Here is a 26,417-nt window from a genome sequence, read left to right on the forward strand (position 1 = left end):
CAGACACAGACACAATCGATATCTCGAACAGAGTCATGTCGACCAGTCCTCACGGTCAAGCAATTATCAAAAACATTTGCACTCCACGCGGTTGATGAAACGGAGGTTGTTGGACTTGATGAGGTCTCATTTCAGGTTACTGCCGGTGAGTTTCTTGGCGTTGTTGGTGAGTCGGGGTCAGGAAAGTCTTCATTATTGAAGTGCATTTATCGAACATATCAATCGACTGATGGGGATATTCTGTATCATCAGCGTGTGCAAAACCAAGATAATGAATCAGGCGATAAAATAACGACTGATGTTAATCTTACTTCGTGCCCAGACCGAGAAATCATTCGTCTACGGAAAACCGCAATCGGATATACATCACAATTTCTTGATGAGATCCCACGAGTCCCTGCAGTTGATGTCGTCGCGCGACCGCTGCGTGAACAGGGATTTGCAGATAAAAAGGCTCGTGAACGTGCACAATCGTTATTATCGCAACTTCGACTTCCCGAATCATTATGGGAGGCATACCCAGCGACGTTCAGTGGAGGTGAGCGACAACGGGTCAATCTCGCACAGGCAATCGCACCGAAACCCGATCTTCTCTTGCTTGATGAACCAACAAGTGCACTCGACCCAAAGACACGTGATGCTGCGGTTGAACTGCTAAAAACGTATTTAGATGATCATACGACGGTCATCGGTGTGTTTCACAATGCGAATATTGTATCGGCTGTTGCCGATCGGATTCTTGTCCTTGATGACGCGCAACTCGAGCGAATTGAATCCGCTGAGACATATTCAGCGACACACTCACAGACCGACTCAGTTGGTGTCGACAAGGCAAGAAAAACAACTGGTGATCGCACTGCAGACGCTTCGATTGATTCGGAGACGGACACCAACGTTGGAGGCTCTCAATGAATAATAATCAAACACAAGATGCGCACACACATGATGGAGATAACGATACTCGTGACACAGCAACGTCAAAACGCCTACAGGAGAGATCTCATGACGACACCCATGTGACGAGTGTTGTTATTGAAAATGGGCAGGTTGTCACGCCATCGACCGTAATTAATGGTAGTATTCATATTGAGGGAGATCAAATTAAATCAGTCGGGAAAAATATCAAAACTGAGATACTATCCGCTGCGGACCGGCGCATCGATGCTGCAGAACAGTATCTCTTTCCGGGTCTTATCGATCTTCATGGTGATGATATTGAATCACATCTGTACCCACGAGCAGGCGCGCGAATTGATACACAGATGGCGTTGGCGAGTGCAGACCGTGCAAATGTCGCTGCTGGAATCACAACCAAATTTCATGCAATCTCATTTGAGGTTGATCCCGAAGCAAATCGTTCACCTGAACTTGGCGCTGAGCTTACTACGGCGGTTGAACAGACTGATGAGCTCATTGCTGACCACCGCATTCATGCTCGGTGTGAAGTGACACAAAAACGCTGTGTTGAGGCAATTGAGGCGCTTCTTGACGCTGACGACGCAGGATTGGTTTCGGTCATGAGCCATATTCCTGGTAAAGGGCAGTTTCGCGATACAGATGCATTCATAGAGTATTATCGCAATTCGCAGAATCATACTGTCGCAGAGGCAGAAGAGATGATTGATGAGCGTGGCAGTCTTGAATTGGAAACGATTCGTGAACGAGTTCGTCGGATTGTTGAACGCGCACACGATGCAGATATTCCAGTAGCATCGCACGACGATGAGGATCCAGCGGAGGTGGCGCAATTGCATGATATCGGTGTCAATATTAGTGAATATCCAATCAACATTGAGACGGCAAAGCGTGCTCATACCACCGGGATGACTGTCACGATGGGAGCGCCCAATCTCATTCGTGGGGAAAGCCAGTGGGGGAATCTCCGGACAGCGGACGCAATTGAGGCGGATGTGGTTGATGCGCTTGTCACAGACTATCATCCAATGTCGCTACTCGCAGCGATATTCATCGATACGGGTGAGCCATTGCCGACGCGCGTTGCACGCGTCAGTAAGAATCCTGCTGATGCTATTGGGTTGACTGATCGTGGACGCATCGAAACTGGTGCACGTGCTGACATTGCAATGGTCGATCCCAATCCAACCCCGACAGTTACTCGTGCATTTGTCGCAGGAGCTCCTGTGTACCGCGCGGAGGGAGCAAAATGAGTACACAACAACCACAACTCGGTGCTGCGATGGATGTTCGATTTGGTGTCTCAGTCGAATCATTTCTTGGATATATTACCGATCTGGGACTTTCACATCTTGAACTCAAACGCGAGTATCTCGAAGGATTTCCAGACACGCCAACACCGGCAACGCTTGGCGTGCTCACAGACAGGTATGATGTCTCTCTTACATATCACGCACCGTTTCGAGACTGGAATATGGGGAGTTTCAATGATGCTATTCGCCGAAATAGTGTTACACGGGTGAAACAAACACTCGATGACGCTGCTGCGGCAGGGGCTGGTGGTGTTGTCGTTCACGCTGGGTCAGTCCCTCGCCGCTATCCTGAGTGGGTGCGACAAAAAGCACATGATAATGCACGTAAGTCACTTCGAGAGTGCGCAGTCCACGCTGACCGTGTTGGCGTTCCACTCTGTGTTGAGAATCAACCAATAAGTGACCGTGATATTAGACACACAACAACAGTTGCTGATCTCGCATCAGCAGTATCTATTGATAATGTTGATGAATCACTTGACGTGACATTGGACGTTGGGCATGCAAATATGAGCGGGTGTGAGTATCAAGAATTCGTTGAGAAATTTGGCGATCAAATCCGAGTCTGTCATCTCCATGATAATGATGGAACGAGCGACCAACATGAACCTCTTAACGATTATAATGAGTTTATAACAGCGATTCCAGCAGATTATTTTGTCTTTGAAATGACATCAGTCGCAGATATTGGAGTCTCGGTCGGCAGACCTGACGTTACCGTCCCTGAATGCGAGTTGTAGCACACCACAAGAGATAATCGGGGAATGTTCAATTTTATTTATATTTTATTATTGCTTGATTCGCTCACGTGAGACAGGTCGGTCAAAGGAATAGTGATGTTGACAAAGAGACACAGTCTGCGAGACGTCAGATGTTCACTCCGATTCGTTGAATTGCCCTCTGACTGGAAGGGGCTCATAGATCTTGGTTCACTGACGAAGGGCGCCGCACCTGCAAAAGGTGATTAGTACGACAACGTTATCGAGACGATGCAAAACCCCGATAAGAGTTCGTTCGCCTTCGTGATGTACCCCGAGTATACGCCGATGATGGAGACCCACCGGGCGGCCGAGGACCTGAAGGATCAGGTCGGCATCAAGACCGCCTTCGTCGTCGCCAACTACCTCCTACCGGAGGAGTACGGCAACAACGCCTTCTTCGCAAACCGCCGGGACCAACAACAGCAGTATCTCGGCGAAATCAAGGATCGCTTCGAGACGCCCATGATGCTCGCGCCGCTCCGACAGGATGAGCCGATTGATCTTGATGAACTCAGCGCGTTCGGCGACGCAGTGACCGGGCTAGATGCTCTCGGCGAGCAGGTCACGGAGGTACCACAGCAATGAGCGACGCCGAATCAGTCGACACTGTCGAGGATGCTGTCGAAGCCGAACTGCAGGTATTTATCGACGCCATTGAAGCTAGCGAAACCTACCAGCAGTTCGTCGAGGCGAGTGAGCAGCTTGAAGTTGACCGAGAAGCAACAGAACTGCTCGAAACCTACCGCCAGAAACAACAACAGCTGCAACAGAACTTCGATCAAGAGCTCATGGCTGAGCTCCAAGAGCTTCAATCCGATCTCTCGGACAACGAGACCATTCAACAACACCGAGCGGCACAATCGGAACTCATTGAGCTGCTTCGAGAGACGAACGACGTTATCAGCGAGCACATCGGCATGGAGTTCGCCCAGACATCGGGAGGTGGGTGCTGTTGAGCACTACTGACGACGACGTGCTCGCGGCCGCTGAAGCACTCGGCGAGGAACTCCGTAACGCCCAACAGGAGTCGATACAGCTCGAGTTCGACTCACTGCTGGGACAGTGTAACGATGCGATCACCGATCAAATCGGCGTCGACTACGACGATGCTTGCGATACTGACGATTGCTGTTAGTCGGCAATCATCCTGATTTCGACGCAACCCTCATCGTATGAAATTAGCATAACGATTGAGATGCCGAGCTTGGTGGACTCGCTTTCAGATCGTGCCTGCCGGATGACCGATACCTACAGTACGAGTATCGAAATAATACGACTCCTCATCTACCGGGAGATCACAGGCAATAGTTATGGGAGTTGGTCCGATATCAGGAGCTCACTGAGCCGTTAGGTTTAGCTCGGGTTCCCGACGAGTCCGTGCTGTCGCGAGCGTGGCGCAACCTTTTTAACGACGGTGTCCGGGAGTTCGTTTAAATTGCGGCTCAATTCGTCGTCAAAGAGACCCACGACCGCGATTTCTCGGGTTCTAGTGTTGGACCGAAATCTGAGGTTGTCGACAATAAAATGGACTACGCACCAGTTCTGACGGCTGGTGAGTGTGCCGAGTTGGTTTGTTCAGCACTGATTCTACCGGATTAGCTCTCTGTATACCGCCTCAGATTGCGTTTTTTGAGTGACAACACCCTCGGTTGTTCGGTTGTCGGTTGAGAGCAGATTCGAGAGATGTACCGACAGGCGCGATCCGGCACCTCATCGACGAGGTTACAGTGAGGAAGGGTATCCTCCTCGCCTGAGCTTCGAGTTCTTTTGTTGATCCGCGTGAGCGATCCGTAACATCGCGTCGGGAACACCGACCAGTCCTCGTCAGCAGGGCTCAAGGCTACTAGTGGTAATCGAGGACGGTGACTCCGCAAACCACACCGCTACTTTTCCCGTGCGTCACATCCTCAAAGATCACCAGTTCGTCTGACTCGCCTCACCTCTTGCCGGTCAGAACGGACTTATCTGGACGCCAGGCTATCTCAGAGTATGATCGAATTCACACGGGCGGCATACGACGATATCGTGTATCGGGCATACAATGGCGGTGAGGCGGAGATCTGCGGTGTGCTCGCCGGCGGACACGGAATTGACGGTAACAAGAGCGTCGTCACAGACACGTACGCTGCGGAGAACGTCGCCGAAACACCAGAGATCCGCTATCTAATTGACCCCGAAAAGCAGCTTGAGCTCATCGAGACCATCGAAGAGGCAGGTCTCGACGTAGTCGGGTTCTACCACTCGCACCCGACCGGACCGACACACCCGAGCGAGACGGACGCCGCGCGGGCCACATGGCCGAACCATTCGTACGTCATTTGTGCACTCGACGGCTACCCCTTCGTCGGTTCGTGGCGCTGGCGCGACGATGAGGAGGCGTTTGAACAAGAGACCGTCTCGGTCCGAAGCGGGCACTGAACGAATCTCGTGTAAGGCGACCATTCTCACCACTCTTTGTACGCGTTCTCTCAACGGAAACCGCGAGACTGATGCTTACGAGGAGTTCGTACATCGGGAAATATCCGGTTCGCATCGCTCCAGAGCTGGTCGGGGGGAAGCTCTTCAGTCGCTCGCTTCGATCTCCGGTTCGGAGTCGCCACCAGCATCAATCGCGCAGGAGGCAGTGTACTCCACATCGTGGACCGACTCAATAGCCGGATCGTCGCCGCAGACCGGACAGTCGTCCTGCTTAGGGATCTCTACCTTGTCGAAATCCATATCGAGGGCGTCGAAGAAGAGCATCGACCCATCGAGGGTCTCGCCCTTGCTCATAAGATACTTGATTGTCTCGGTCGCCTGGAGGCAGCCGACCGTGCCCGGGAGGACACCCAGAACGCCGGCGGTCGCACAGTTCGGGACCATGCCAGCCGGTGGCGCCTCCGGGAACAGACAGCGGTAACACGGCGAGTCGTCATCGCCTGCGAACGTCGTCACTTGTCCCTCGAACCGGAAGATAGAGCCGTGCGAGAAGGGGATCTCAGCGAGGGTACAGGCGTCGTTGACGAGGTAGCGCGTCTCAAAGTTGTCTGTGCCGTCGACGACGAAGTCGTAGTCGTCGATGAGTTCCTCAATATTGTCCGGTGTGACGCGAAGGTCGTGACGTTCGACATCGACGTCGGGGTTAAGATCGGCGACAAACTCGGCCGCCGAGTCGACTTTCTTCTGCCCAACATCATCGTCACCGTGGATGATCTGTCGCTGGAGGTTCGAGAGCTCAACCTCGTCGTCGTCGGCGATACCGAGGGTTCCGACGCCAGCAGCGGCGAGGTACTGGATAATTGGCGCCCCGAGTCCACCGGCACCGAGGATCAATACCTCCGCGTCCAAGAGGTCTTTTTGACCTTCAGGCCCAACATCGTCGAGGATTATGTGTCTGGAGTAGCGGTCAAGTTGTGTCGGATCGAGGTCGAGATCGTTCATTCAACCCTATCTACAGTCTACGGACGCTTAAGCCGGGCGTCCACCGGTAGTTGCTGCCGCCATCTCGGAGGTGCGCCACGGACGCACAGACGAGGGGAAGTGTCCACACCACCGGGGCAAAGGTATCTTGACTGTCACTGTTGCCACCATCAAGAGGATGACCGACAGCTGGAACCACTCGAGGTCGTGTCAGACTCTGGTCGACGTTGCCGTTGACACGCCCCTTTTGAGGGTGAACATCGAATAGATAATATGGCTACTATCAAGCTTCCAGCCGCGTTGGTCGGGGGGTCGGCAACTTCGAAGGTCGAAGTTACTGGCGAGACCGTCGGAGAACTATTTGACAACCATGCCGCGGAACACGGTGACGACTTGCGCGATAGCGTAATTGAAGACGGCAAAATCAAGGAGTTCATCAATGTCTATGTCGATGGAACACCAGTTGACGAACTTGACTCGGAGGTCCCGGACGACGCGCAGGTGCGGGTGATCCCTGCAGCGAGCGGCGGTCGGTAACGTAATCATTCGGTCTCGGCTCTTTGCAACGCCTATAGGTACCCTTCCCACAGTGGGATGTCCGCGTACTTGTCGCCGCGGTCACACAACATAAATACAACGACGTCGTCGTCCGCGAGGTCGCCGGCCTCATCAAGAGCGGCGACTGCAGCCGCACCCGCAGCAGCTGAGGTCCCCACTACGAACTGGTCGTCGACCCGAAGATGTTCTTGGATCGTTTCTTTGTCGTGTTGCCCAGCGTCAGCGATCTGTATGGAGTCAGTAGCGTATCGTTCGCGCAGGGCGCGAGCGCAGTCGTACGCGTCACCAGTCGAAACGTACAGCTTTCGATCGAGTATCGACTCGTCGTATGTCTCTGGGTGATAGTGGTCGCCCGTGCGGAGGTATTTCAGCCCGTCAATGGCGTGGAGCGGCTCCTCAGGCTCGAATCCGACGATCTCGACATTCCCGTCGGTCAGGTCGGTCAGCCCGCGACCCGTCCCGGTGATCGTCCCTCCAGTGCCGGCGCCAGCAAGAAAGTGGGTCACCTCACCGTCGGTGGCCTCGTAGATCTCTCGCGCGGTCGTCCGCTCGTGAGTCCCCGGGTTATCAGGATTCTTGTACTGGTTCGGTCGATAGTACATTTCAGGGTCGGCGGCAATAATTTCTTCGCAGCGCTCAATCACCGCGTCGTATCCTAAGTCCGCGTCGACAAAATGAATTTCCGCGCCTGCGTCACGGACAGCCTCAATCTTACCGCCGGCCGCGTTATCAGGCATGACAATCTCAACATCGTACCCCCGTGCAGTCGCGAGCCGCGCGACCTCGCTGCCGGTATTGCCTGACGTAGGCTCAATTACAGTCACGCCAGGGTCAAGATCACCGCGCTCCTCCGCTCCGTCGATCATTCCCTTTGCGATCCGAGACTTGATCGACCCGCCGCCGTGAGATGCCTCATAGAGATTGAACCACTCAGCTTTCGCGTACACCGACGCATTGCTCTCCAACCCGAGATCAAGTTCGAGCAGCGGCGTCTCGAAGATCGTCGACTCGTCGATGGTCTGTCCAGTCATGTTTATTATTTACTGCTCCTGAATAAGAGTCCGACGAAAACGGGGTTTCGGGTTGCATCACGGTCGTACGTATCAGATGTCCGTCAGAGATACGGGAGAAGTCTGCCGGTCACGAAAACCATTCTTTATGAAGGAGCCTACAAAATTATATGAGTGAATTATCGTGGAACGATGTCGTCGAGATGCCCGGCGAACTCGACGATGAAACCGTCGAGGCGCTCCCAGAGGACGCAACTGGGGTACAGGATATGACAGGCGAGGTCTGTCCGTACCCACAAGTCGAGGCGAAAAAGGACCACGTCCCGAGTACAGAGAACGTTCCGAAGGCGGTTGGCGACGACGCGACCGCAAAAGTGTGGCAGTCGGGCGATGGACGATATCAGATTTCCCTATCTAAAGAATAATTATGGTGGAGGAACTCACCCCCGAAGAGGTCAACGAGCGCGCCCAGAGCGGCGACCTCCGTGTCATCGATACCCGATCGTCCGAAGCGTATGAGGCGGGCCATATCCCCGGTTCGATCAATGTTCCGCTGGGCGATCTTCCATCACGCGTCCCCGACATCGACTGGGACGACACTGACGTAGTGTGCGCATGTCCTGTCGGGGAGTCCTCAAAACAGGCTGCGATGCTGATCAGCAGCTACGAGGGCGTCGAGGACGACGTGGTCGTTGCGAGCATGGCTGGCGGTTACGAGGAATGGACGTTTGAATTGGAAACTGGCGCGGCTGCAGACGCCTGAGTAGGCGGGTTCTAGAAGGGTTTCACCATTCAGTCCACGGGAGACTACGTTGTTACCTGTTGCTCCGCCATCGAACGTACCGCCGATTTCAATTCGGACAAGACGCCAAATCAGATCGCACAGCCGACCTCGCGGTATATGTAATGTGTCATCACGTAGACGCCGAGGATGATGCCTGCGCCAACGGGAAATGAGTGGACCGAAAGCAGCGCAACCCCAGAAAATAGGTTTGCGATATTACAGCCAGCGGCGAGCCGCGAGCCGCGAGCCGCCAGCCGACAGCCATCAGGAGACCACTCGTCGCGTAGTTCGGGACTCGGTTTAATTTCGGCTTCCGGATCCGGAAATCACCAGAGGCGTACGCGGGCATGAAGGAACCGACCATCAGCGACGCGATCATCAGCATATCGATATTGAGTGAGATATTCCCGTCGCGGAACAACACCGATCCCCAGTAGTCGACACTCGCAATGTCGAATCCAGCCCCCGCGAGGAGGTACCCAACCCATCCCTAGAGTAACCGCTCGATGAGCCCACGATCGCGATGTTTCTCTGCTAACAGGACAGAACACTCTACCTCAGTGACCACGTCCAACACAAGCGATTTTGAGACGAGTCGACGAAGCAATCCCTCCTCAGTCGCACCGATAACTAAGAGTGTAGAGTCATGAGATGCGTTCTGGATTGCCGTTTCGATGTTACCGGATTTGACACGGAGTTCGGCGTCCCCTAATCCATTGTTGATCGCCCAATCTTGGAGGAACTGTTCGCCTGCCTCGCGGTCGTCATCGATATTGAGCAGTGTCACCTCGGAGTCGTATTCGGACTGGAGTAACTTCGCAATGTGAGCTGACAGCTCAGAGTCTGGACCACCAGCCGTGGGAATCAGGATACGTGAGGGGTCAAACCCGCGGTCACGGAAGACTAGGAAGTCACAGGGGACCGTTTCGGTCAGTTCGTCCATGGCTGATTCGGCCCGTCCTGGTGACCCGTGTGAATCCGGACCCCACCCCATCACAACAAGACTCGCGGTGTGTGTGCGTGCGGCATCGAAGATAGCCTCGTAGGATTTGTGTGACAGGATCGTGTGTGTCTCGATATCGACACCGAACGTTTCAGCGTCTTTGCGGGCGTTTTCGAGCAGTTGCTCTGAGGTGCCGTCTATCTCATCGGATCGATCGGCAGCGGCCGAGAGCGCTGTCTGATCAGGAACGGTGACAATATGCGTGGCGACCACTGTTCCGTTGCGCTGTTTGGCGATAGCGCTGGCAAGTGTGATGAGTTCTTTTTCATTTTCAGGATTAGCCAACGGCACCATCACGCGGTACTGTCCACCATCTGGCTGAACACTAGTGACCGCGCTGACGGCTGCATCAGGAATCGCCTCGGAGCGTGAGGTGATATATTTTGAGAGAATTCCGCGTTTCTCGGTCCGGGAACGGGCATACAACCCATACCAAACAACCGCTGCGATAGCGATACCAAAGGAGAGCAACAGGGCATCTCCGGTAACAAACACTAACAATGCAAATGAAAAGACGATGCCGAAAATCGGTCCTAGTGGATACAGCGGCACGGTGAACGCGGGTGTGTACTCTTCGGGGTTCACATACCGCATCACGATGAGTGCAAGATTCAATAACCCGTAGATGATGAGATGCAGACCCGATGCAGCACCCGAAAGCAGCGTCAGATCACCGATGATAATGAATAAGAGAATGAGCCCACCAGTAATGCCAATTGCTCTGTAGGGTGTCCCGAATCGAGGGTGTATCTTATTGAGGGACTGCGCAACGATTCGATCACGACCCATCGCGAAGTTGATACGCGAGGATGCGAGAATGGAGGCATTTGCGCTGGAGGCGGTAGCGAGCAAGCCACCGAACAGGAGTGCCCCACCCACTGCAGCCCCTTGGATATACTGCCCAACCTCAACAACAGCAATGGGATTTTCGGCTTCGGAGCCGATGATATCCGCAATGAATCCCTGTGGAACAGCCGCACTCATAATGACGAGTACGAGTGCATAAATGACGGTCACGATGACGACGCTGCCGATGACCGCCCGTGGAAGGTTCTTCCCGGGGTCTTTGATTTCTTCTGCCACACTCGTAATCTGGACAAATCCAAGATATGAGACGAAAATGAGTCCCGTGGTTTCCAGCGTCGTCATAACACCGCGGGCATCAGGGAGATTCCCTGGCTCAGCCCGAAGCGTCCCAAGGAACGTGAACACTGCGAGAATAACGACCAGCAGGGCGACGATTATATTTTGGAGTCGACCGGTTTCCTTCGCACCAACGTAGTTGATGAGAATAAAGAAGCCTCCACCAGCAAGTGCAATGAGTTGCACGATAGTTATTGACACCGGCGCAACACCGACACTACCACTAAGACCGAAGATCCGGGCAATATAGCGTCCAAACCCGATCATGTAGAATGCGCTGGCGAAGGCTAAACCGAGCCAGTTAGCCCACCCGGCGACAGAGCCGAACACGGGACCGAGCGCGTGATTGACATAGTAGTACGCCCCACCCGAGCGGGGCATCGCTGTCCCAAGTTCGCTTGCCGACAGCGCGGTGAACATGGCGATGACGCCACCGACGATGAACGCGACTGACGCCATCGAGCCGGCTTTGAGGATCGCCTCTCCCGGAAGGACGAAAATACCCGCACCGATCATCGTCCCGATACCGATGGTCAGAGCCGCCAGTGGTCCGAGATCCTTAGCGAGGTCTTCCTCACTCATGTTTCCTCCTCACGGGGGAGTGCGATGACGGGACAATCAGCCTTGGTAACCAGTTTTATTGAGATATCGCCAGCGAGAAACTGCATAAGACGGTTCCCGCCACGAGACCGGTAGGCAATGGCAGTTGCACAGACCTCATCAGCTGCCTCAAATATCTTCGCTGCGATATCTTGACCGTACACGGTGTAGTCCTCGGCGTCTGGGAATACTGACCGGATGGCGGCATACGACTCCTCGGCCAGTTCTTCAGCTTGTTCGACTGATGTCTTATCCGGCGCGCCACTGCTCTTTTCGACAACGTGAATTGTCGTCACATGATTTGGCTTGTATGGTTCAAGAGCTCTCGCCGTTTTCAATGCGTCATCTTCGTTCGCAACCGGTAGAAGCACATGGGCAAGCATAGATTTATGATTAGGGTCATTGCTCATATTCGTCAGTCCACCTACTTTCTGTTAAGAGTACGCACTCACGTGAATGTATTCACAGCGTATTGCGGGATGTGGCTTCTAAGAGGGACTGAAGCTATATTATTTCGAGAGAACTATTTGAAACATATTTTCTCCGTTATGCGATCAAGTTCTATTTTTGTTCCAAGCTGTAATGGATGCTTTGGGTCGGTGTGTCCAACGCCTATATCGAAGATGATAGCCGTTTCTGGAGTACCCCTTTTGATGATTTTTTTGAAGAGTATGAAAATGATTGGAGACAAGGTATAAAGATGAATGCACTCGCGGAGAACGCTCTCTATATCATAGATATCACAACCCTGTAGTATATTGTGCCTGTCGTTCTTCTTCAGAAATACCTTCAGCATACACCCCCGGCTAATCTCTATTTTATTACTCTGAAGTTGAGAGTCCTTCGCTCAATGCATACGGAATTCGTCAGCCAGTCTAGCAGGGGGGGTCGAATATCGCTGCCAAACGCGTCGCCGAACGACCTGTTGAGTCGGGCGTCGATGACCCACACGTGATTACAGTCTTCTGGGACAGCGGCGAACGATACATGTCGACCGGTATGTCCGACGACGAGTAGGACAGTTCAAAAATAGGCGCGATTGACTGGTTGTACTACTGTTTTTGTCGAAGTCGGTGGTGAGGTGACCTGCGTATCCAAGCGCGCTCACGAGTCCAAGCGCAAGCACCGTCGTAAGCGGTATGGGAAGCGACTCTGAGCTGTCGGTCGCAAACGTGGTGCTGAATCCAGAGAGGTCAATACCACTACCACTGGTCCACTGAACCGTCTCCGCGTCCGTGTTGGCAGGCTTGTGGCTACTAGTTGCGAGCTGGTAGCCCTCAGGTGGGTCGACCACGAACAGCCGGTCGGGCTGGAACTCGCTGGCGAACGGCTCGGTGAGCGTCAGCTCGTCGCCCGAAACGCTTGCCAGGTTGCTCCATTCGGCGGAAACACGGATCACGCCAACCCCGTCTCTCGTCTCGACGGAGGCGCTGACATCACTGATCGTCATCTCGCGGTCGGTGTCAGTGGCGGTTCGGTCCGCGATCCGTGAGAGTCGCTGCTCGAAGTTGCCGGTGAGATTCGAGGGATCCTCCCGGAGCTGATCGAATGCCTGCTGGTCGGCGTCGTCAGCGAGGTCGTAGCTCACGACCAGACTCACTGTCGCGTCGCCATCCGACTGGAGGTCGACGACTTCTACACAATGCTCGCGGAGGGGTCGGCATGACTTCCATGGACGACCTGTTCGAGAAGCAGGACGCGACCTTCGAGGAGTCGATCCGCATCGACCGGAAGTTCGAGGAAGACGAAGACAGAGCCGCTCATCGCGATCATCTCTACCGCCACTACCTCGACACCTACCACATTACAGATGCCTCAGAGAACTTCCTTCATGATTTCTTCACTCGCATTCACGGCTACGACGAGGAGATGCGAAAGGGAGCCAATCACTGGCTCTACGGGTACTACGGCAGCGGCAGCGGCAGCGGCAGCGGCAGCGGCAGCGGCAGCGGCAGCGGCAGCGGCAGCGGCAGCGGGAAGAGCCACCTGCTAACCGTCCTCAACCTCCTCACCGCATCTGCAGACCTCGAAGAGGAAGACAGAGAGGAAGTCTGGAATCGACTGGATTCAGATGGTTCCTACAGCGACCTCTTCGATACCTGGTCCTCGATGCTCGACGAGTACCGTCTCGTCCCCCTCCCGATCAACCTCCTGAAGCACCAGAGTGTTCGGGAACAGAGCTTCAGTGAGATCATCCTCCAGGCAGTCTATCAGGCTCGAGGCCTCTCGAACCGACTCGACGTCGCATTCTTCGAGGAGTGGTACCAGAATCAGGGAACGTGGGATCAGCGTGACGAACTCACGAAAGAGGTCCTCAAGGACGAAGGCGTTCCAAACGCGGATCAGTACTCGTGGGATGACGTCCAACAGTAGCGAATCCTCTCTGATCTCGTTCTGGAAGAGTTAGTCGAACGAGAGACGGGAACTGCAGATGGATTGGCAGACATCCAACGTCAAAATATCGGACAGCGGATGGCTGTCGAAGCCGTCGAGTCATATCGACAGGAGCTCGAAGCAGAGTCTGAGAAACCAGTCAAGATCGTCCTCCTCGTCGGCGAGGTGACGCTGTTCATCGGTGGGGACTACCAGCGTCTCTCGGAACTCAACGCACTCGCGGAGAGTATCGATACGATTGGAGATGGAAACATCCAGATGGTGGCGACGGCACAGTCCGAGATCGAGGACGTTCGACCGGGACTAGCTGCGAAGCAACTCGACTTCGGGATTCTCAAAGACCGCTTCCCTCACCAGTACCACTTACCGAGCCATCACGCCGGAGAAATCGTTCAGCGTCGTCTCCTCGAGAAGACCGATGACGGGGCGGGGTAGACTGGGTCAAGTCAGAAGCGCTGACGGCGCGGGTACATCCGACATCTACGTTCGTCTACTCAGAAGTCGGGCAGAACACGGAGCCACCTCTCAATCGAGTCAAAGAAAAGGAGTTCGTGCAGTTCTATCCGCTCCTGCCGTACCAGCCAGCACTCTTCCTGGAGATACTCTCGAACCTTCGGAACGAGTTGGCCGACTCGACGAAGTCGATCTTCTCAGGGACAGCGAGAGCGATTCTCCCCCATCGTCGCCGGACTCCGAGGCCGATGGATGCGCGACGAAAGCAAAGACGAGCTGTCCCTCATCAGCCTCGTCGACTTCTATGACCTGATTCGGTACGAGCTCGAGGACATCATCCCCAACGAGATCGAAGTCCTGGAGGAGATCGAATCCGACGAAGACACGACTGACTTCGATCTCAAGGTCGCAAAAGCGGTCTTACTCCTCTCGTTCTCGTACGTGCCCGACTCAGTCCCGCAGAACGACGCCAACATCGCGGTTGCGGTGATGGACGATCTTAACGGGCAGCCACGAACGACCGTCCGAAACCAAGTCCAGAATTCACTGGAGAACCTCGACAAGTACATCAGGCCGAACACGGACCTCTCCTTCGGATCACGGATCGGGAGGAGCGAGAGATAATCGAAGAGGCAGCAAGAACCGCAAGAACCCAGATTGGGACGAGATAATCGCCGCTTTCGACAATGAACTCTGGGCGGACATCAGCCCTCGTCTGAATCTCCCAACCTCGGTTCCCTACGGTGGGGACGGCGACAACTACCCAATCTCGTACAACTTCTCCATCGATGGACAACCACTAGATGGGGCGGACGAACACGAGAGTGCGCTCGAAGCCACAGTGGTTATCCGGGGCGTGCGACCTGATGTTGACTCAAAGAAAGTCAACGAGGGAACGATCTACTGGTCGGTCAAGGAGGATGGGTTAGATGATCTCCGAAGCCAGCTCATCGAGTGGTGGTCGTTCCACGAAGCGACGGCCGAGACGGAAACACCCGATACGATAGCCCGAGACGTCGACGATGCAGCGGACAGGGTGAAGAGTAAGCCTGCAAGCGCGCTCAAAGATGGCTCGTACAAGATTGAATCTCAGGAACCGCGTGGTCTCGAGTCTGCGGTCAAAGAGTGCATCAACCGTGCCTACCCCTACCCCTCGTTCTTCCATCCCGTTATGCTCGAGGTGGACCAGAGCTACCTCTCGGAGCTAAAACGACTCGACGACGACGAGGAGTACCCGGAGTGGGCACAGAAAATCGATGTCCCAACACCAGATGCGGAGGTGTCCACGATGGGGACGATTGCGAAAGAGATTCGAGGTGCCGTCGGTCGAACGCTGGTCGACCATGACAACGAGATGGGTCTCCCAGCGCTCTTCGAGAAGATCACCGAGGAGACGCCGTTCTATGGAGAGGTAAAACCGGCAGTAACGGCGGTCCTCTGGGGGCTGTGTCGTGCGGGAGAGTTCCGTCCTGTTGCAGAGGACGGAGAGGCTCTTGCCGCGGATGAACTGCTGACGCTCTCTCAGCAGATGGAGATCAAGCTGCGTACGTCGCCGTCTTCGACGTCGCTCAAGGAACAGTTCATCGATGCTGGAATCATTGACCCGATTCAAACGGTCGACGAGGGGATCGTCGCCCTCGAAGAACTGAACGAGTCGGTCAAGCGGCGAGCGCAAACGCTTGCAGAGACGACAGAAGTCAGTACAGAGACTGAATTAGAGAGCGAGGCGCTCGTTTCGCTGGTTGCAGCCTTCAGTAATGCGCTCCTGGAACTAGCGGATAGCGCTGAATCTCGCGCCGACGCAATCGCTGCTGACGACATGGACTGGGAAGAGATAATCGACCAGGTGGCGAGTGACGAAGAGAGGATGACTGCGGTTGAGGATAGATGGGATTCCAGGGAATCCTACCTATCACAACTCGACGGGCTGCTGCGGTTCAGAGAGCTGGAGATTGACTGGCTTAGTCAATCGTTCTACGATGCACTGGACCAGCTGAGCCAACAGCTCGAAAACGAGTCTAGTCGGGAGTGGTGGACGCAGGAAGGCTGGCAGTCCTTCGATCAGTCACTGGGTGCTCGGTTGACCGCAATCTCAGCGCTTGAAGAGGATTGGTCAGCTCAAGTGGCAGAGACTAACGCGAAATCACTAGTGACGGAACTTGAGGGACATCAATGGCTGATCCCGCCCCTACAGCTCCCTGAGCACAGCGTTCACGATGGATTTCAGTCCGGATATCTCCGCCCACTTCGGCACTTCAGAGATACCCACGAAAGCATCCAAGCCTGTATTAGTGCGTTAACGAACCGGGAACCAGGAACTCATGACGAACGCACACTGAGAAGAGCGCTCGGGACGGTATCCTCAACGACGGATTGGGACAGCCTCACCGAGGACCGAGTCGACACGTATCGAGAAAAGTACGAGACTGTAGAGCAGTTGGTCGGTGGGACTCGACCCGAGGAAATCGAAGGCGTAGGTGTGCTATTCGGCGATGAGTCTGCACTCAGGCAAAGGCCAATTTGAGCGCCTCGTGAAGTCGAGGAAGCCGACGATTGAACAGATCGATGGAGGTGTGATTATCAAATGACGTCGACGCGAAACCCGCTTAAGAGATTCACCGAGGAATTGGTCGACTTCGCAAGTGGCGAACGGCGGGGAATTCGAAATCCCTTCGTCATGGTGCCAGTCGAACCATCTGTTGAACACCGAGTGACGGAACGGTTGGTTCAGTGGGCAGACCCCGAGACACCAGATACATTGACGAACTGGGCTGGCATCGAGAACCAGGCCGGTAACGAACTCACAGTCGAATGTGTTCGGCTCGATCACCTGATGCCCGAGACGCGTGTTTTCGAAACCACACTCGATCTCGGGCCTCTTGAGCGGACCACCACGAACGCAGTAACGGAGACACTCGAAACGAGTCTGGCTGACGAACTCATCGGGAAACTCGTCGAAGGACAACTCAAAGGGGAGAACGCGCAGCAGCATATCCTTCTGATGGTGAACCTCGGAAGCCTCTATCCGTTCACCCGCGCCTCAGAGCTGCTTGATGAGATGGACCGCCGAAACGTGAACACTACAATCGGAATCCCATTCCCTGGATCGATTAGAGGAGGGAAATTGAGCTTCTTCAACGAGGACGCACGCCACTACTACCCAGCCCACCGAATTGACGAGAAAATCACTGAGGTGTATCTCGATGACTGATACGACACTTGAATCACTGTTTGCTCGCTCGCCGACGCGAGAACTCGAAGAAGTACAGAAAGTCAACGAAGTCGGTCAAGCCGAACGGGACATCGACGAGTTCTACGAAACTGATAGCGCTCGAAAGGTACTCACGGAACTCGGTGAAGTCGTCAACAGTACAGGATCACAGCCACGCTTCCGGTATGTCCATGCCACCTTCGGATCCGGGAAAACGCACCTTCTGAAGCTGATCGGAATCGCGACTGGCGAAATCGAGGGGCTCGAAACGGTCGCTCCGAAACTGTCGAGCCAATTCTCTGGGTTCAAGGAATTCAGAGACCGACTCAATTCGTCCCACATCGACCACCTGGTCCCCCTGTTCATGAACCTCCTCGACCGGGACAGGGTTCGTGATTCGACTCTCTCGCTCCTGATATACGAGGAGCTAGGGAATCAGCTCAACTACCCGACTGACCCACTCTGGTTACTCGAGTGGGCGTGGACACTGGAGATCGAGCACGGGCTCTGTAGAGCACGAATGTCGTTACAGGAAGCAGCACAAGACAAGGCTGCGCTCCGCCCATGGCTCTATGAAGCACTTCCTGAGATGGACGAGACTGATGGCACGCCCTATGCAACGAAAGATGGCGTCAGGGAATCAATCGAACAAGCCACGGGACGGATCAGTACTGAGGCGTTCACACCCGATGAACTCGTAGAACGGCTGGACCGAACGAAGCGCTACTTACAGGAATCAGGGGAAACGTACGAGTTCCTCATCGAGCTCGACGAAGTCGCCATTTAGGTTGGTGACCAGCAACACCGCTATCGAGAGTTCCTGGAGACGGTCGACACACTCATAGAATAGAAGAGTCACGAACGAGATGGCAGGAGGCGAACGCTGGTGACCAAGGCGTTGAAGACGTCCTTATTGTTATTGAGCTTTCAGAGGGCCTTCGCGAGAGTATTCGGCATCTGATTGCGCTGGATAAGTTATTGGAGCCGGGGGCTAGCGCAGAACTCCGTATCGAGCAACAACAGGAAGAGGAGACCGTCGAAGACGAGATTGAGGAACTCCTCTATGGAGCGAAGCTCTATACGCCGGATCATAACACGACGCGAGGGACGTATCCGTATCTAAGCAACATCGATAGTGTGCTCGCTGATGCTGTCAGGGAGAGATTCGAGAACAGGAAAGCACTCGATACACGGCTGCAGGAGGTTGACGACGCTCGTACCCTTTTCGAGTTCTTCAACGGGAATGGTACGTGGCCGTTCTCAAGCGACGACGCAGAAATGCTCGGGGTCAAGACAGTTCCGAGAGAGATTAGAGACGGGTGGGCTGAAGAGTTCCTCAACGATTACGCTGGAGAAGAATTAGTGAGTGGAGAGACTGTCCTCGAAGAAATCGCTGGTCGGCGGGGGAAATATCTCGAGACGCCACGCGAGGCACTGGCGGCACTTCTAATCACGCTCGCCGCAGCAAACAAAATCGAGATCAGACGTGATGGGGTCCGTATCGAAGACCCGGGCGAAATCGGTCGCGTGATGCGACGTCTCTCCGATATCCGTGACATCGATATTGGATTCGATCCCGTGGACATTGAGGGAAGTAGCAATCTAAAAGCAGTCTATCAGTCTCTCCGAGGATTCGCCCCACAAGGGAATGATCCGACCGCTTGGCTTTCCAATCTCGCATCATGGTCAGAAAAGGATAGTTCGGAGATTCGGAATATCTGTGCTCGTGTGGATCTCGAATTTGACGAAGAAATTACGCTGGATGCACTCCGTGACGCGTTAGAACCAGGGATGGCAGGTGGCGAACTTGACGATGCAGTACTGACTGAATCGCCAGTACCAACGCAGGCAGAGTGGTTCCACAAAGCTGAACCATTATTCGAGGGTGAGGAGCCGCTCTGGGATGAGTTCAAGAGTACACTCGAGACGATGCGGTCACTGTATCCTGATGCTGCGATTACCTACAAGATGGAGGACACTGTCGATGGGTCACGCATCCCTTCCAAGGAGAGACTGACTAAGCTCCAGACAGAGGCTCAGGACTTCCGTACCTCACAAATTAGTGAACTCTACCACCTTCTCACGGGAACTGCACCTGAAGCGGATTCGATCTCGGATCTCTGTTCAGCGGTCGAGCAAGCGTTACTGGATCAAGACATAATCGTGGAAATCGACAACGTCACTGAGACGATTTCAGGAGTGAATTTCGAGTCGCTCAGAGAACTCGATGAGATCGCTGCATCCGCGGATGACATCTCGGAATCTGATATCGCATCCGGGAACGCAGTCAGTGAAGCTAGCCAGCTTGAGGAGGCATGAGGACTACTTGAGGAACAACCGAATGGTCCACTCTACAACCAGCTCGAGTCTCGGTACGCAGAACTCAACTCAGAACATCCTGATGCATTCATCACGAAGCAGGTGAAGCGTGCGCTAAGTGGACCAGACCTCGTCACACCGTCGCGAGCAGAAGCGTTGGTAAAACAGGCCGATGCAAAACTCCAGTCAACAGACGATGATGACCAAGATGACGACGGACCATCTGTCGACGAGCTCTGGGCAGATGTGACTGAACCAGGTGACGGCACTATTGTGGTTATCGATACAGAGGAAGGAGACCGATGAAATCACAACCGACGACGACGCTCGAAGACCAAGCGAAAGCTCATCTAGAAGATGAATTTCCTGACGACTACGCAACAGCTGTTCGAGTCGTCTGGTGGGACGACGGAGGACATCTCCGGGAGGTCGTCCGTGCTGCTGCAGACCGGATCGGTGTGGGGTTCTCGGAGGCAGAGCGGTTCCCCCTCGAACTGAGGAGAAACGCCATCGACGAACCAGAGACACCCCACATCTGGTACATCCCGCAAGTGAAGGAGAATCGCGACTGGTTCAGAGACATCCGTGAAACTGGCGGTGAAATCGAACTCACGATCGAACAGCTGACTGCCGAGCTGTATGAGGTCAACCCCTGGGATATCTATGATGTTGAGCGAGGAACGGAGTCTGACCGCAAAACCGCGGCGAATGTAATCAAAACTCAGTTCGCAAGCGGTGGGATTCCACGCTACGGGGACCTAATCGGTGAGATAATCACAAAGGGAGAGGGTCAGATTTTAGAGCATCTCCTCGAAGGTGGATGGCCAGAAATCGACAAGGATGATGAAACGATTGCCCGAGTACAAAAGTCGCTTAAAGACAGGCACGTCGCTCCCGCAGACAATGCTGAAACACCAGAGGAGATCGAGGACGTCGTCTGGAAGTGGGCCGTTGCCCGCTGGCTCGTCGCTGAGGGAATGGATGTCGACGCCTTCCCCGAGGGATATGGAAACGTGGGTAGCACCCTTGGCGACATCAATCCACTAAAACGGATTGTCGATTCCCGACATAGCAAGCGGTTGGCAGAGCGCTATCTGAGCGAGAGCTACTGGGGGGATGTAATCGAATCATCCGATGATGTGTGGGAGCTCGCGGCCTGTCCGGTTGATGGAGCGCTTGATGCAGCTCTGTGGGATGCGTGGCTCGAATCATTAGAAGAGGGGAAGTATACGGAATGTGTCGAAAGAGCGAACGAACGCCAACAAGCCCTTGGGGTGTATCCGGACGATATTCCCTGGACGACGCTCTGGGAACAAGCCGAACAAGTAGCCGAGTTGGAATTGCGGTTTGCAGCCTGGGAAGAGCGGTCCCAGTCGTTCGACCCCTTCGACCAGTATGCCGATCAGGAAGACGGAACCTGGAAGATCGACTATGGAGTGTTGGAGCTCGAGATTACAGGTGAACCCGAGCAAGAGAGACTTCTCAACTCTCACCCAGCGACGGAATCGCTCCCTGAGATTCGCGCCGAGCTCTTGGAGACGCGGTATATGAACTATCTTGAGGAGATGAGCGAGGCAGTAGTCAATTCGTTCAGTACTGGATCGCCTCTGGCAGGGAAAGACGCTGCCTACGAGTGGTGGACTGACAACGAGCAGGATCTCGCAACAGGGGAAACAGTCGCCCTGTTTCTGATTGATGCGCTGCGATTAGACCTCGCTCGGGAACTGACCAACCGCCTTCGAGAAGACTATTCGATCGCCGAAGAGACCAGAGTTAGCACGCTTCCATCGGAGACCAAGTTCGGGATGGCTGCACTCACACCGGGGCGAGCCCACAGGTTCCGTGTCAAACTCCGGAACGGGAAGCTCTCTGTCGAACGAGGTGGCCAGCGTCTCGACAACAAAGGAAATCGAGTGAAAGTCCTTGAACGAGAGGGATGGGACGTACCAGACGATCGCAATTCCGGGTGGCAACACCACCAAATCGCCTACTACGACAAAGACATCGACGACATCGGTGAGAATGAACTTGACAACCCAGAGAGTCACTTCACTAGTTACATCGACGAACTCTACGATCTGATTACAGAGAAGCTAGAGAACGAAAACTGGGATCGAATCTACGTCGTGACGGATCACGGATTCGTCCTGCTTCCGAGGGGGACTACGATGGAATCGATTTCTAGCTACGACGGAGATGGAGAGGTCAAATATCGGCGAATCGCTGGAGACGATATCGAGGACGCCGGAACAGGTGTCCGAGTCACGGGTCAGACGCCCGGGACAGAATATCTGAAAACGTCAGTTCGATTGCTCGCCAAACCTCGACAGTACAACAGCAAAAGCGGACTTACCGACGCCCGCTATTACCACGGGGGGATCCTTCCGCAGGAATGTATGCTGAACTTCCTCCGGATTGAGAAAGAATAGTAGCCAGAGCAATCCTGAGCCATTCATTACCGTGTTTACAATCTCAAGTAATAAATGACCGAATCTGAGGTAGATGTCGTCAATATTGCAGCGTTGGGTACACTCGGGGTCGAAGTCGATATCGAACAAGTAGTTGAAGATGCCGAGCTCCCCGTGGCTAACTTCGATCCTGAATACAATGCGGCTTTCTTTCGGTTCGAGGAAGATGGCGAGTTGATTATTCTCTACACATCCGGGAAGTACATCCTCCGGGGAGGAGACGAATTCGAGAGGATGCACCAGGTGAATGCAGAATTTCTCGACTTCATCGCCGGACTCGGAATATCGGTTGACGAGCCAACTCTAGAGGTGAAAAACGTCGTCAGCGTCGGTAACCTCCATCACGAAATCGATCTCAATACATTGACGATCGGACTCGGCTTGGAACGAACAGAATATGAACCAGAGCAGTTCCCAGGCTTGGTTTACCGACCATCAGGTACCCGTTGTGTTCTCCTTGTGTTTGCCAGCGGTAAAGTGGTAATCACAGGTGGGCGAAGCGAGGAAGAAGACAATCAGGCGTTCCAATCGCTTCAATCGGAGTTAGAAGACCTAGAACTCATTTGAGAAGGGGCGACTGGGGACAACCTGAGAGGTGCTCTGTCGTGGGTTGGAATTATCACTGGTGGACAGGCATAGCAAAGTATGGTTGACGTCGAGTGGGCTTTGAGTCAGCTTGGACAAGTCTTCCACTCTGAGGATCATCTCAAGCTGGCTCTCGGAGCTGAGCTCGCCCAGATGTATGGTAATGAACGAGTTCGACTAGAATGGAACCCAGAGCCGGGTGTCAGAGTCGACATCGGAGTACGACGAGGAGATGTCACAATTCCTATCGAGCTGAAATACAAAACGAAACAGGCGACCGTCAAAGACGCCGTTTTTGAGGAAACCTTCCAGTTGAAAACACAAGGTGCACACGACCGGGCTCACTACCGCTTTCTTCGCGATATCAACCGTGTAGAGCAGATTGTTGCCGACCAAGGAAGATACGGGTATGCGGTTCTCCTAACAAATGATTCGAACTATTGGACTTCACCAGCTGGTCAAGCCCTTTATGACGAGTTTCGGATCCACGAAGGGCGCGAATTTGGTGAAGGAGAATTGAATTGGCGAGAGCAGCGAGACTGGATGTCGAAGAGCGGTGAGGAAGCGCCGATCAACTTGGTCGGCCAGTACGTCGCTGAATGGACTGACTATGAGTATCGTGAGGATATTAATGTCTCATCAAACTCTGAGTTCCAGAGTTTGGTACTCAGAGTGGATACACAGGTGGCAGTGGACGAGTAAGAGAATACAAGCGGATCTACCCGAACTGGCAAGCGGAACCGCAATGTCAACGGTAAGTCTGGGATCTTCACGGATTCGACCAAAATAGATCATTGTGAAAAATCTTCAGGCCGCACCACTGGAGTTCGCAGCTGTCTGACCCGTGTACTCCTCCCTCGAGGAGGATCAACACCCCAACCATACAGTAATCGACAACACCTCCCTGGCATTTATTAACGAATTACGCATCTGTCGATAGCATGGCAAGTCAGTCGGCGGTTGTTGACCACCTTTCGGAAGCAGAACTCTTCGAACGGTGGAGCGATCGTTGGGACCATTTCCTCGATGACTTTTCTGCGGCGTCGTCCTCAGCCACTGTTTCTGAACGCCTCCGAGATAAAGTGAAAAGTGGGAACGCAGAGCGAGCAATCGCCGGCGGTCACGAAGGGCGAGAAATCCTTGAACTCCTTCAGAACGCCCGTGACGCAATCCCTGGAGACACTGATGGTGGCCGCGTCTACGTTGGAGTATACGACGAAGGCGTTCTCGTCGCGAACACCGGCCACCCCTTCGATATGTTCGACCCGGATGTCGAGGACGCCGTCACGATGATCGGTGAATCCTCGAAAGGGAACAGCGACCAAGAAATCGGACACAAGGGGGTTGGGTTGAAGTCAATACTCGCTACTGGGGATGCATTCGAGATCTGGACTCGCCACGAGAGTGCCACAAATGAAACGCTTCGCGTCAGGCTCAGTCGGTCGTACGTCACTGCTGCGTTGCTCTCGTCGTTAGGGTACGATACGACTGGGTTCGATCTTCGTGGTGCTGTCTCGAACGAAGCGATCCAGTCACTCACCACGGCTTCGAATGCTGATCAGCGAACCGAGGAGCTGACCCAAGACGCTCGGGAGGACATCGGCAAGCTCCCGCTATTCGATTTTCCGGTTCCACTGACGACAGCTTCAGGGACAGACGACCCCGTTGCCGACCGGGCATCGGCGCTCCTCACGGGCGATGTCGACGAATGGTACGGTGACCCCTTCCGCACGGCTGTTTTCGTTGAGTACGAGGACACGGAGTGGCGCGACCTCCTCGAGGCGTTCGATATTCCACTACCTGAATCGTCTGACAGAGGCAGTGCTGGTCGTATCTCTCGAAGGAGGCTGACGGCGAAGACGCGACGAGTGAAACGCTGACACCCGAAACGCTCATCCAATTTGGCGGGATCGAGTCATTGTTGCTCGAACGCGTCGACAGCACGGAGCAACCAAGCCGGGAGCGGTGGGATGTCGACCGTACCCCTGGGCCACTCGATAGCGAGACAGTGCGTCATGAGACAGTTACGGTGGCTGTCGAAGGAACGGACGCATCATTCGCGGACGAGCAGTTTGACCAGTTCGGGTTTGCTGACGACGACGCACCCACGCAGTTGCTCGTTCCGCAGACGAGAACCGAACGAGAGCTGCCACAGGAATATCCACTGTACCTCTACTATCCGATCGAGAATACACGGGACGTTTCACTCCCGTTCTGTCTCCATGGGCACTTCACAGTCGAGACGAATCGGAAGGATCTCAGTCTCAACAGCCTCAATGAGAATCAGGCAGTCCTCGAACGAGGAGTGGAGCTTGTGGCTCGAGTAGCCGAGGCAGCAGGCGGGAGCAACTTTGGCGACCGCTATCCGTGGATTCTCCTCCCGCCACCACCGAAGAGCTACCCGGACGACCCGAGTTCACAGGCGAGCTTGCTCACGTGGTTCCGTGCCGCAGTCTATGAGGAACTCCGTGAGCGGCCGTGCATTCCCACAGTTAGCGATGAAGACGGGATCTCGACACCTGTTGTCCCCGGTGAGTCGCTTCTGCACTGGGACGACACCGTGCGCGATGGCTTCCTCGCACTGTTCGATGTGACCGACTCGCTTGATGAATCAGTATCCGACGCTGTCGTCGACCGTCACTTCCCAACGAGGAAAACACTCGAAGGTTGTCGTTCCGTCCCGGCCACATGGGAGGAGAGAATCGAGACGCTCCTCTGGATTGACGATGCAGAACAGTTCTCAACCGAGATTGCCCGCTCATGGGGCGCGATCCTTGGCAGCCACCTCGACCGGCAGATGGTCGGTCAGGATACGTCACATCTCGTCTGCGACTCCGGTACTGCGCGGGCACTATTTGTCGGTACTATCGAGACGATACTCCGCTCTGGCTCGAACGATGATGAGCTGTCAGCAACGCTCGACATGCTCTCCTCGCACCTGGAGGGGGTATACCTCCTCCCCTGCCGTCGCACGAGCGAAAACGGGGTAGTCGGTGACGATGCCGAAGAAACACGCTCTGAGAGTGATGCGGCGGATAGTACCCTCCTCGTTCCCATCGAGGCACGATCGGGGCCAAATCCGAACGAGCGTGGGACGAGCCGCACACGGTCAGTCATCTGGGACGTTAACTCACCGGAACGAGATACCCAACCACCTGAAGTACCGCGTGAGAAGTCGAGTTTCCGCGTCTACTTTTTGGATCGAGAGGTCGAACAGAACGAACGGGCCCGTCGCGTTCTAGACCTCGCTGGTCGACCGTGGGGAGTCCGTGTCTACGATGGCACGCCGAGCTACTTCCGGGAACTCTTAGATACATTCGCGATGGACGACTCGGCGCGTGTGAAGGCGCTGGACTTCTACTTCCTCGCGAAACAGATCAACAAACTCGGGAGTGAGTCGACGGACCTTCAGACAGACGAAGGTTCGTTTGTTCCGACTGAATACGTGAAATCCGCGGTTGCACGATCAGATGGTGACCAGCGTCAAAACCTCCGCCGACG

General features: G+C 54.4%; 27 protein-coding genes and 3 pseudogenes. 23 read left to right on the top strand and 7 right to left on the bottom strand.

Annotated elements, in window-relative coordinates:
- From J07HQW2_RS16055 to J07HQW2_RS16085, 7 genes and pseudogenes are all read left to right on the top strand, one after another.
- Nucleotides 1-912: phosphonate C-P lyase system protein PhnL (locus J07HQW2_RS16055; RefSeq protein WP_021056725.1), on the top strand; the 912-nt coding region annotated here is incomplete at its 5' end.
- Entirely contained in the window at nucleotides 909-2,168 is a 1,260-nt protein-coding gene (locus J07HQW2_RS16060; RefSeq protein WP_021056726.1) for an alpha-D-ribose 1-methylphosphonate 5-triphosphate diphosphatase, read from the top strand. The genes J07HQW2_RS16055 and J07HQW2_RS16060, both read left to right, overlap by 4 nt.
- Nucleotides 2,165-2,968, top strand: a complete 804-nt coding sequence (locus tag J07HQW2_RS16065; protein WP_021056727.1) for a sugar phosphate isomerase/epimerase family protein — start codon at nucleotides 2,165-2,167, stop codon at nucleotides 2,966-2,968. The genes J07HQW2_RS16060 and J07HQW2_RS16065 overlap by 4 nt, the downstream gene beginning before the upstream one ends.
- Nucleotides 2,969-3,103: 135 nt before the next feature.
- Nucleotides 3,104-3,574 (top strand): annotated as a pseudogene (locus J07HQW2_RS16070) (ArsA-related P-loop ATPase); the annotation flags it as partial.
- Nucleotides 3,571-3,945 carry a halo-CC-star protein HcsL gene (gene hcsL, locus J07HQW2_RS16075; RefSeq protein ID WP_021056729.1) on the top strand — a complete coding sequence of 125 codons (375 nt, stop codon included), beginning with the start codon at nucleotides 3,571-3,573 and terminating at the stop codon, nucleotides 3,943-3,945. The pseudogene J07HQW2_RS16070 and the gene hcsL, both read left to right, overlap by 4 nt.
- Nucleotides 3,936-4,124: a halo-CC-star protein HcsS gene (gene hcsS / locus J07HQW2_RS16080; protein WP_303704264.1), complete on the top strand. Its 189-nt coding sequence runs from the start codon at nucleotides 3,936-3,938 to the stop codon at nucleotides 4,122-4,124. The genes hcsL and hcsS overlap by 10 nt, the downstream gene beginning before the upstream one ends.
- 854 nt (nucleotides 4,125-4,978) lie before the next feature.
- Nucleotides 4,979-5,407 (top strand): desampylase, encoded by a 429-nt coding sequence (locus tag J07HQW2_RS16085; RefSeq protein WP_021056730.1) that lies wholly within the window; start codon nucleotides 4,979-4,981, stop codon nucleotides 5,405-5,407.
- 144 nt (nucleotides 5,408-5,551) lie between these two features.
- Here J07HQW2_RS16085 and J07HQW2_RS16090 read toward each other — a convergent pair whose 3' ends face one another.
- Nucleotides 5,552-6,409, bottom strand: coding sequence for an SAMP-activating enzyme E1 (locus J07HQW2_RS16090; protein ID WP_021056731.1), 858 nt, complete (start codon nucleotides 6,407-6,409; stop codon nucleotides 5,552-5,554).
- Between the two features lie 252 nt (nucleotides 6,410-6,661).
- Here J07HQW2_RS16090 and J07HQW2_RS16095 point away from each other — a divergent pair, with 252 nt between their 5' ends.
- Nucleotides 6,662-6,925 (top strand): MoaD/ThiS family protein, encoded by a 264-nt coding sequence (locus tag J07HQW2_RS16095; protein ID WP_021056732.1) that lies wholly within the window; start codon nucleotides 6,662-6,664, stop codon nucleotides 6,923-6,925.
- A gap of 32 nt (nucleotides 6,926-6,957) precedes the next feature.
- Here J07HQW2_RS16095 and J07HQW2_RS16100 read toward each other — a convergent pair whose 3' ends face one another.
- A complete protein-coding gene (locus J07HQW2_RS16100) occupies nucleotides 6,958-7,977 on the bottom strand; it encodes a PLP-dependent cysteine synthase family protein (RefSeq protein WP_021056733.1) in 1,020 nt (339 codons plus the stop codon).
- Nucleotides 7,978-8,126: 149 nt separating this feature from the next.
- Here J07HQW2_RS16100 and J07HQW2_RS16105 point away from each other — a divergent pair, with 149 nt between their 5' ends.
- Together J07HQW2_RS16105 and J07HQW2_RS16110 are read left to right on the top strand one after the other, a co-directional pair.
- The gene (locus tag J07HQW2_RS16105; protein WP_021056735.1) at nucleotides 8,127-8,381 is read left to right on the top strand and encodes a hypothetical protein; all 255 of its coding nucleotides are present in this window, start codon (nucleotides 8,127-8,129) and stop codon (nucleotides 8,379-8,381) included.
- 2 nt (nucleotides 8,382-8,383) lie between these two features.
- Nucleotides 8,384-8,719, top strand: coding sequence for a rhodanese-like domain-containing protein (locus tag J07HQW2_RS16110; RefSeq protein WP_021056736.1), 336 nt, complete (start codon nucleotides 8,384-8,386; stop codon nucleotides 8,717-8,719).
- A gap of 110 nt (nucleotides 8,720-8,829) precedes the next feature.
- On the opposite strand, the gene J07HQW2_RS20150 is transcribed toward J07HQW2_RS16110, so the two are convergent.
- The 4 genes and pseudogenes from J07HQW2_RS20150 to J07HQW2_RS16120 form a co-directional block, all read right to left on the bottom strand.
- Nucleotides 8,830-9,045, bottom strand: coding sequence for a YeeE/YedE thiosulfate transporter family protein (locus J07HQW2_RS20150; protein WP_394324651.1), 216 nt, complete (start codon nucleotides 9,043-9,045; stop codon nucleotides 8,830-8,832).
- Nucleotides 9,042-9,164 (bottom strand): annotated as a pseudogene (locus J07HQW2_RS20155) (YeeE/YedE family protein); the annotation flags it as partial. The gene J07HQW2_RS20150 and the pseudogene J07HQW2_RS20155, both read right to left, overlap by 4 nt.
- A gap of 66 nt (nucleotides 9,165-9,230) precedes the next feature.
- Nucleotides 9,231-11,468: an amino acid permease gene (locus J07HQW2_RS16115; protein ID WP_021056737.1), complete on the bottom strand. Its 2,238-nt coding sequence runs from the start codon at nucleotides 11,466-11,468 to the stop codon at nucleotides 9,231-9,233.
- Nucleotides 11,465-11,896, bottom strand: coding sequence for a universal stress protein (locus J07HQW2_RS16120; RefSeq protein WP_048075352.1), 432 nt, complete (start codon nucleotides 11,894-11,896; stop codon nucleotides 11,465-11,467). The genes J07HQW2_RS16115 and J07HQW2_RS16120 overlap by 4 nt, the downstream gene beginning before the upstream one ends.
- Nucleotides 11,897-12,368: 472 nt before the next feature.
- Here J07HQW2_RS16120 and J07HQW2_RS19675 point away from each other — a divergent pair.
- A pseudogene (locus tag J07HQW2_RS19675) lies at nucleotides 12,369-12,503 on the top strand (cysteine synthase); the annotation flags it as partial.
- Here the strand turns inward: J07HQW2_RS19675 and J07HQW2_RS16130 are convergent.
- Nucleotides 12,442-13,074: a DUF7345 domain-containing protein gene (locus J07HQW2_RS16130; protein ID WP_303704266.1), complete on the bottom strand. Its 633-nt coding sequence runs from the start codon at nucleotides 13,072-13,074 to the stop codon at nucleotides 12,442-12,444. The pseudogene J07HQW2_RS19675 and the gene J07HQW2_RS16130 sit on opposite strands and share 62 nt — an antisense overlap.
- Before the next feature lie 83 nt (nucleotides 13,075-13,157).
- Between J07HQW2_RS16130 and J07HQW2_RS19290 the strand changes: the two genes are divergently transcribed.
- The 12 genes from J07HQW2_RS19290 (at nucleotide 13,158) to J07HQW2_RS19325 (ending at nucleotide 24,796) form a co-directional block, all read left to right on the top strand.
- Nucleotides 13,158-13,859 carry a hypothetical protein gene (locus tag J07HQW2_RS19290; RefSeq protein WP_021056741.1) on the top strand — a complete coding sequence of 234 codons (702 nt, stop codon included), beginning with the start codon at nucleotides 13,158-13,160 and terminating at the stop codon, nucleotides 13,857-13,859.
- A gap of 63 nt (nucleotides 13,860-13,922) precedes the next feature.
- Nucleotides 13,923-14,315 (top strand): hypothetical protein, encoded by a 393-nt coding sequence (locus J07HQW2_RS19295; protein ID WP_303704267.1) that lies wholly within the window; start codon nucleotides 13,923-13,925, stop codon nucleotides 14,313-14,315.
- A gap of 270 nt (nucleotides 14,316-14,585) precedes the next feature.
- Entirely contained in the window at nucleotides 14,586-14,957 is a 372-nt protein-coding gene (locus tag J07HQW2_RS19300; protein ID WP_021056744.1) for a hypothetical protein, read from the top strand.
- A 232-nt stretch (nucleotides 14,958-15,189) separates the two neighbouring features.
- Nucleotides 15,190-16,857 (top strand): hypothetical protein, encoded by a 1,668-nt coding sequence (locus J07HQW2_RS19305; protein WP_303704269.1) that lies wholly within the window; start codon nucleotides 15,190-15,192, stop codon nucleotides 16,855-16,857.
- A 60-nt stretch (nucleotides 16,858-16,917) separates the two neighbouring features.
- Complete coding sequence (locus J07HQW2_RS16140) at nucleotides 16,918-17,544, top strand: BREX protein BrxB domain-containing protein (protein ID WP_021056746.1); 627 nt, start codon at nucleotides 16,918-16,920, stop codon at nucleotides 17,542-17,544.
- Nucleotides 17,537-18,331, top strand: coding sequence for a hypothetical protein (locus J07HQW2_RS19310; protein ID WP_021056747.1), 795 nt, complete (start codon nucleotides 17,537-17,539; stop codon nucleotides 18,329-18,331). Before J07HQW2_RS16140 ends, J07HQW2_RS19310 begins: the two co-directional genes overlap by 8 nt.
- 191 nt (nucleotides 18,332-18,522) lie before the next feature.
- Nucleotides 18,523-19,863 carry a hypothetical protein gene (locus J07HQW2_RS19315; protein WP_021056748.1) on the top strand — a complete coding sequence of 447 codons (1,341 nt, stop codon included), beginning with the start codon at nucleotides 18,523-18,525 and terminating at the stop codon, nucleotides 19,861-19,863.
- A 102-nt stretch (nucleotides 19,864-19,965) separates the two neighbouring features.
- A complete protein-coding gene (locus J07HQW2_RS19320) occupies nucleotides 19,966-20,169 on the top strand; it encodes a hypothetical protein (protein WP_021056749.1) in 204 nt (67 codons plus the stop codon).
- Nucleotides 20,166-22,292 carry a BREX-5 system phosphatase PglZ gene (pglZ, locus tag J07HQW2_RS16150; RefSeq protein ID WP_021056750.1) on the top strand — a complete coding sequence of 709 codons (2,127 nt, stop codon included), beginning with the start codon at nucleotides 20,166-20,168 and terminating at the stop codon, nucleotides 22,290-22,292. The genes J07HQW2_RS19320 and pglZ overlap by 4 nt, the downstream gene beginning before the upstream one ends.
- Nucleotides 22,293-22,346: 54 nt before the next feature.
- Nucleotides 22,347-22,898, top strand: coding sequence for a TATA-box-binding protein (locus J07HQW2_RS16155; RefSeq protein ID WP_021056751.1), 552 nt, complete (start codon nucleotides 22,347-22,349; stop codon nucleotides 22,896-22,898).
- A gap of 78 nt (nucleotides 22,899-22,976) precedes the next feature.
- On the top strand, nucleotides 22,977-23,618 hold the full coding sequence (locus J07HQW2_RS16160) for a hypothetical protein (RefSeq protein ID WP_021056752.1): 642 nt from the start codon (nucleotides 22,977-22,979) through the stop codon (nucleotides 23,616-23,618).
- Nucleotides 23,619-23,857: 239 nt separating this feature from the next.
- Entirely contained in the window at nucleotides 23,858-24,796 is a 939-nt protein-coding gene (locus tag J07HQW2_RS19325; RefSeq protein ID WP_021056753.1) for a sacsin N-terminal ATP-binding-like domain-containing protein, read from the top strand.
- Nucleotides 24,797-26,417: the final 1,621 nt, after the last annotated feature.

The sequence above is a fragment of the Haloquadratum walsbyi J07HQW2 genome (assembly GCF_000415985.1).
Taxonomy (GTDB): domain Archaea; phylum Halobacteriota; class Halobacteria; order Halobacteriales; family Haloferacaceae; genus Haloquadratum; species Haloquadratum walsbyi_B.

What these genes read in the sequence shown, in the direction of transcription:
- hcsL (WP_021056729.1), top strand. Translation starts at nt 3,571, where the DNA reads ATGAGCGACGCCGAATCAGTCGACACTGTCGAGGATGCTGTCGAAGCC.
- J07HQW2_RS16160 (WP_021056752.1), top strand. Translation starts at nt 22,977, where the DNA reads ATGGTTGACGTCGAGTGGGCTTTGAGTCAGCTTGGACAAGTCTTCCAC.
- J07HQW2_RS19310 (WP_021056747.1), top strand. Translation starts at nt 17,537, where the DNA reads ATGACTGATACGACACTTGAATCACTGTTTGCTCGCTCGCCGACGCGA.
- J07HQW2_RS19290 (WP_021056741.1), top strand. Translation starts at nt 13,158, where the DNA reads ATGGACGACCTGTTCGAGAAGCAGGACGCGACCTTCGAGGAGTCGATC.
- pglZ (WP_021056750.1), top strand. Translation starts at nt 20,166, where the DNA reads ATGAAATCACAACCGACGACGACGCTCGAAGACCAAGCGAAAGCTCAT.
- J07HQW2_RS16085 (WP_021056730.1), top strand. Translation starts at nt 4,979, where the DNA reads ATGATCGAATTCACACGGGCGGCATACGACGATATCGTGTATCGGGCA.
- J07HQW2_RS16155 (WP_021056751.1), top strand. Translation starts at nt 22,347, where the DNA reads ATGACCGAATCTGAGGTAGATGTCGTCAATATTGCAGCGTTGGGTACA.
- J07HQW2_RS16140 (WP_021056746.1), top strand. Translation starts at nt 16,918, where the DNA reads ATGACGTCGACGCGAAACCCGCTTAAGAGATTCACCGAGGAATTGGTC.
- J07HQW2_RS16115 (WP_021056737.1), bottom strand. Translation starts at nt 11,468, where the DNA reads ATGAGTGAGGAAGACCTCGCTAAGGATCTCGGACCACTGGCGGCTCTG.
- J07HQW2_RS16110 (WP_021056736.1), top strand. Translation starts at nt 8,384, where the DNA reads ATGGTGGAGGAACTCACCCCCGAAGAGGTCAACGAGCGCGCCCAGAGC.
- J07HQW2_RS16095 (WP_021056732.1), top strand. Translation starts at nt 6,662, where the DNA reads ATGGCTACTATCAAGCTTCCAGCCGCGTTGGTCGGGGGGTCGGCAACT.
- J07HQW2_RS16090 (WP_021056731.1), bottom strand. Translation starts at nt 6,409, where the DNA reads ATGAACGATCTCGACCTCGATCCGACACAACTTGACCGCTACTCCAGA.
- J07HQW2_RS16100 (WP_021056733.1), bottom strand. Translation starts at nt 7,977, where the DNA reads ATGACTGGACAGACCATCGACGAGTCGACGATCTTCGAGACGCCGCTG.
- J07HQW2_RS19325 (WP_021056753.1), top strand. Translation starts at nt 23,858, where the DNA reads ATGGCAAGTCAGTCGGCGGTTGTTGACCACCTTTCGGAAGCAGAACTC.
- J07HQW2_RS16120 (WP_048075352.1), bottom strand. Translation starts at nt 11,896, where the DNA reads ATGAGCAATGACCCTAATCATAAATCTATGCTTGCCCATGTGCTTCTA.
- J07HQW2_RS16060 (WP_021056726.1), top strand. Translation starts at nt 909, where the DNA reads ATGAATAATAATCAAACACAAGATGCGCACACACATGATGGAGATAAC.
- J07HQW2_RS16065 (WP_021056727.1), top strand. Translation starts at nt 2,165, where the DNA reads ATGAGTACACAACAACCACAACTCGGTGCTGCGATGGATGTTCGATTT.
- J07HQW2_RS19300 (WP_021056744.1), top strand. Translation starts at nt 14,586, where the DNA reads ATGCGCGACGAAAGCAAAGACGAGCTGTCCCTCATCAGCCTCGTCGAC.
- J07HQW2_RS16105 (WP_021056735.1), top strand. Translation starts at nt 8,127, where the DNA reads ATGAGTGAATTATCGTGGAACGATGTCGTCGAGATGCCCGGCGAACTC.